Origin of the sequence: Mesobacillus sp. (assembly GCF_049588175.1) — a bacterium.
GTDB lineage: Bacteria > Bacillota > Bacilli > Bacillales > Cytobacillaceae > Mesobacillus.
The window spans coordinates 1-4,836 of sequence record NZ_JBAVFI010000015.1 but is presented as its reverse complement, the minus strand read 5'-3'; the positions used below and the strand labels follow the sequence as shown (position 1 = coordinate 4,836).

General features: G+C 45.3%; 6 protein-coding genes. All 6 read right to left on the bottom strand.

What is annotated here, in order from left to right:
* A partial coding sequence (locus WB217_RS00325; protein WP_423989561.1) for an enoyl-CoA hydratase-related protein occupies positions 1–154 on the bottom strand: 154 nt, incomplete at its 3' end.
* On the bottom strand, positions 155–1,363 hold the full coding sequence (locus tag WB217_RS00320; RefSeq protein WP_423989557.1) for a thiolase family protein: 1,209 nt from the start codon (positions 1,361–1,363) through the stop codon (positions 155–157). It lies immediately after the preceding gene.
* Between the two features lie 12 nt (positions 1,364–1,375).
* Positions 1,376–2,251 (bottom strand): 3-hydroxyacyl-CoA dehydrogenase, encoded by an 876-nt coding sequence (locus WB217_RS00315; protein ID WP_423989555.1) that lies wholly within the window; start codon positions 2,249–2,251, stop codon positions 1,376–1,378.
* Positions 2,252–2,401: 150 nt separating this feature from the next.
* Positions 2,402–3,919, bottom strand: coding sequence for an aldehyde dehydrogenase family protein (locus WB217_RS00310; RefSeq protein WP_423989553.1), 1,518 nt, complete (start codon positions 3,917–3,919; stop codon positions 2,402–2,404).
* 27 nt (positions 3,920–3,946) lie between these two features.
* Positions 3,947–4,720, bottom strand: a complete 774-nt coding sequence (locus WB217_RS00305; protein WP_423989551.1) for an enoyl-CoA hydratase-related protein — start codon at positions 4,718–4,720, stop codon at positions 3,947–3,949.
* A 14-nt stretch (positions 4,721–4,734) separates the two neighbouring features.
* A partial coding sequence (locus WB217_RS00300) for an enoyl-CoA hydratase-related protein (RefSeq protein WP_423989559.1) occupies positions 4,735–4,836 on the bottom strand: 102 nt, incomplete at its 5' end.

The following is a 4,836-nucleotide window of genomic DNA, read 5'->3' as shown; positions in this document are numbered from 1 at the left end:
AAATAACCACGCGAACGTCTGGATCGGTATGCAGGCTTTCAACTGTATTTCCTAGCTCCTTTAGTGTTTCATAATTAAAGCAGTTCAGTGATTCAGGACGATCAATCGTGATATAAGCGATATGCTGCTCTTTCTGAAATTTGATATTTTTCATTTAGTTCTCTCCTATATTTTCGATAATCGTTGCGATTCCCTGACCTACCCCGACGCACATTGTCGCAAGACCATATTTCGAATCACGCTTTTTCATTTCATACAAAAGAGTCGTTAAAATCCTAGCACCGCTCGCTCCAAGTGGATGTCCAAAAGCGATAGCACCACCGTTGACATTGACTCGTGACTGGTCGAGACCTAATTCCTGGATGCAGCCCAGAGACTGGGCTGCGAATGCTTCGTTTAGCTCAATAAGGTCAATGTCAGCAACAGATAGTCCAGCCCGTTTTAAGGCTTTTTCCACAGCATAAACCGGTCCCATGCCCATAATGGATGGCTCCAGGCCTGCCGTTGCTGAAACAACATATCGGGCCAGCGGCTTCACTCCTAGTTCGTCTGCTTTTTCCCGGCTCATCAACAGTAATGCAGAAGCACCATCGTTTACTCCGGATGCATTGCCGGCAGTAACCGTTCCATCCTTGAAGAGCGGCTTCAGCTTTGCCAATTTTTCAGCTGTCGTACCAGGACGCGGATGTTCATCCCGGTCAATGATTGTCTTATTACCCTTTTTATCCACATAAATAACAGGGACAATCTCGTTTTCAAAACGCCCTGCCTCCATAGCCTTTTGCGCGCGAAGCTGGCTTTCAGCAGCAAATTCATCCTGAGCCGCACGGGAAATATCATACTTTTTCGCTACGTTTTCAGCTGTTTCCGGCATACTGTCCGTACCGTACATTTCCTTAAGCTTATCATTCACGAATCGCCAGCCAATCGTTGTGTCGAACATCTCCATATTTCCTCTTGGAAACTCTGCCTCCGGCTTTGCCATGACAAATGGTGCTCGTGTCATGCTTTCGGTTCCTCCCGCGATGAAAATGTCACCTTCTCCGGCTAAAATTGCTCTAGCCGCATAGTTTACTGCATCTAACCCCGATCCGCACAAACGATTGATGGTTGTCCCAGCGACCTCTACAGGAAGGCCAGCTAATAGACCTGACATCCGGGCAACATTGCGGTTATCTTCACCTGCCTGGTTTGCATTCCCAAGCACGACTTCTTCAATTCCTGCTGGAAGAACGCCTGGATTTCGTTCGATTAGCGCCTTGATGACAACTGCTCCTAAATCATCCGGACGGATCTGGCGCAGGCTGCCGTTATATCTTCCAATCGGAGTCCTGACTGCATCAACAATTACAACCTCTCTCATCGTCATCCTCCTTTACTTAGTCGAACCAGCTGTTTCTGGCGAAGTTCTATAATCATAGACGCCGCGGCCGGTTTTCCTTCCAAGCCGTCCTGCTTTCACGTATTGCTCCAGCAGCGGCGCCGGTCTATATTTTTCACCTAGCTTTTCATGCAAGTATTTCAGATTATTGAGACGTGTATCCAATCCTACCAAATCACCTAATTCGAAAGGACCCATTGGATAATTCAGCCCAAGTCTGATTGCCTTATCAATTTCCTCCGCTGTACCTACACCTTCCTGTAGCATGTAAAATGCTTCATTTCCGACAAGCGCGCTGATCCTGCTTGTCACAAAACCAGGGAATTCATTGACGACGACCGTTTCTTTACCCATTTGAATAGCAGCCTGCTTGATGGCTTCTGCAGTTTCATCGCTTGTTTCCAGACCACGGACAATTTCTACGAGTGGCATTTTATGGACTGGATTGAAAAAGTGCATGGCAATCACTTTCTCAGGACGTTTGGTAAAAGATGCGATCTCAGTTGGACTCATCGTTGATGTGTTCGATGCAAACAGACAGTGTGCTGGTGCATGCTGGTCGATGACCTCAAAAATCGTCTTTTTAATATCCATTTTTTCCGGTACCGCCTCAATGATTAAATCAGCATCCTTGACGTTATCAACAAGAAAATTAGAATATGTAAGTCTTGATTTTGCTGATTCCATATCCTCTGCAGTGATTTTACCGCGCGCCATGCCTTTTTCAAAAATGCTGTTGATTTCCTGCTCTGCATTGCGCAGCTGCTTTTCTTCAACATCAATCAAAACTGTATCAAAGCCGCCTAAACAGCTGACATAGGCGATACCTCTGCCCATGACACCAGAACCGATTACGACGAGTTTCTTCATTATAATTGTCCTCCATTTTTAAAATTGGCTTTGCTGAACCTGTCTGTTGATTTCCGATGGACTCAAAATATTGCACAATCAACAATGAGCTTTATTTATGCCTAAAAAATCAAAGGCGAGCACTCTCGTTAAGGAGTGCTCGCCACCTTTTTACAGATTAAACGGGTTTAGCGGGCGGCTGCCATAATAAGAGACGATACTCTTGGTTTCTGTATATAGATCCAGTGTTTCGATACACAGCTCACGGCCAAAACCAGATTGCTTATAGCCTCCGAATGGTGTTCCTGGGAATGCTGAGAATGGGCAGTTAACCATCACGATACCAGCCTGGATTAGCTTAGAAACTCTTGTCGCACGCCCATAATCCTTCGTCCAGATTGCTGAACCGAGTCCATACTCACTATCATTCGCAAGCTTGACAGCTTCTTTTTCATCTTTAAATTTCATGACCACTACTACCGGCCCAAAGATTTCTTCTTTTACTGCCTTCATGCTGTGGTTTGTTTCAGCAATGATTGTAGGCTCATACCAGTAGCCATTCTCATAGCCTTCAATGGTAGCAGTCTTGCCGCCAGTCAAAATTTCTGCTCCATCTGCCTGTGCAGATTTTACATAGCCATCGATTACATTTAACTGATCCTCGCTGATAACAGCACCGACATGGGTTTCTTTATCAAACGGGTTTCCAAGCTTCAGCTGCTTCGTTTTAGCGACGAATTTTTCCATAAACTCATCGTATACATTCTCATGAACATACAGTCTTGAGCGTGCTTCACACGACTGTCCAGTGTTATAGAAGATTCCGAACAAGGATCCATCTACAGCCGCATCTATGTCTGCATCATCAAAAATGATGCTTGGAGATTTGCCGCCTAATTCCAATGTCACGCGTTTAAGAGTTTGAGAGGCTCTTGCCATGATATCTTTTCCGATTGGCGTTGAACCAGTGAAGGCTACTTTATCTACCTTTTCATGTTCAACAAGATAGTTGCCGATTTCTGAACCAGATCCAGGAATGACGTTTACCACACCCTCAGGTACGCCAGCTTCAATACAGATTTCACCAAGAACGATTGCTGTCAAAGGTGTCAGTGATGCAGGTTTTACAATAACCGAACAGCCAACGGCAATAGCCGGAGCGATTTTCCATGCAGCCATCATTAATGGATAATTCCAAGGAATGATTTGTGCACAAACGCCAACAGGCTCTTTTTCGGTGATGTTCTGGAATGCTCCTGGCAGACTGTTGACAGAGCCGCGGTGGCTCACAATCGCACCTGCATAAAACTCGAAATCTTCAATTGCCTGCATTACCTGTCCCTGGGCAGCAGCAAGAGATTTACCTGTATCTAAAATCTCCAATTCTACCAGCTCGTTGAAACGGGATCTCATGATTGAGGCAATTTTATTCAAAGTACGAGAGCGCTTGTTAACAGGAAAATGACGCCACTTTCCGAAATCGAAGGCATTTCTTGCCGCCTGTACTGCCAGTTCAGCATCTTCTTTGGATGCTTTCGCAACTGTAGCAACCTCTTCACCTGTTGCTGGATTAAAGACTGTATATGTTTCACCGTTAGTGCTATCCTGGCGAACTCCGTTAATAATCAGCTGATATGTTTCGCGTTTAACTGACATTGTTTCAAATTTTTGTTCTTTAACTGTTGTCACCCGTACCATCTCCTTTAGTGAATTCTTTTACTCGCCTTTGAAAACTGGTTTTCTTTTTTCCAAAAACGCTAGGACGCCTTCCTTATGGTCTGCCGTCTGTCCTGCAATTCTTTGGCTTTGGGCGTCTCTCTCTAAAAACTCTTCAAGATTGGAATGCCAGCTTGCCTTCAGGCTTCTTTTTATTAAACTGATTGCTTTCGTTGGCATGTTTGCAAGTCTTTCGGCAAAAGCAGCTACCTTTTCGTCCCACTCATCCATCGGAATGACCTCTGTTACAAGGCCGAGCTCCTTTGCTTTTTCAGCTGGAACTTTTTCACCAAATGCGGCTAGTTCCATTGCTTTTGCGTGACCAATAAGCCTTGGCAGGTAAAATAGATTACCAGCATCCGGAACGAGTCCGACATGGATGAAAGCTTCTACAAAGCTAGCTTTTTCAGATGCAATGCGGAAATCACAGGCAAGGGCCAGGCTCATTCCTGCGCCGGCGGCTACTCCGTTCACGGCGGCAATGACTGGTTTTTCACAACGGTCCAACTCAAGAAGCATCGGGTTATACCGCTTCCGAAGTACTTCCCCGTGGTCCATATTTTCAGATACACCCGAGAGGTCTTCACCGGAACAGAATGCTCGGCCTGCTCCAGTCAGGACAAGGGCACGGACGCTTTTATCGCGGGAAGCATTTTTGATGGCTGTCTGAATTTCCTTATTTAACTGCTCTGTGAAGGCATTCAATTTATCAGGGCGGTTCAGGGTAATGTAGGCTACCTGATTCCGCACTTCATACAAAACGGTTTCAAACACAGCTATGTACCCCCTTATTTCCCTTTAAACTCCGGCTTTCTTTTTTCCTTGAAAGCCTTCATGCCTTCTTTCTGATCTTCAGTGGCAAAAAGCATATAGAAATTCTTGCGCTCATA